General features: G+C 69.3%; 1 protein-coding gene. It reads left to right on the forward strand.

Translation table 11 applies throughout. The features are described 5' to 3' along the window. Positions 1–241, forward strand: a 241-nt coding sequence (locus tag SB660_RS23335) for a hypothetical protein (protein ID WP_410584942.1), incomplete at both ends; no start/stop codon positions are given.

A 241-nucleotide genomic window follows, 5' to 3' on the forward strand; every position in this document is an offset into this window, starting at 1 on the left:
ATGACATCGATCAGACGATCAGACGCGCACGCCCCTGCGGTGCGCATGCGACACATCGGCGCCCTCGGGGCCGCGACAGCCCTCGTGCTCACGGGATGCGTTCTGCCGACTGCGGCGAGCGCCGCCCCCGACGACCCGGTGAGCGTGACGATCACCGGAGCGGACGTGGCCGCCGCCGCACAGAACCGAAACGGTCTCACCTTCAAGGGCTTCGGCGTCCTCTCGGCCAACTCGACGAGCT

It is taken from the genome of Bacillus sp. SIMBA_005, from assembly GCF_046535585.1.
GTDB lineage: Bacteria > Bacillota > Bacilli > Bacillales > Bacillaceae > Bacillus > Bacillus pumilus.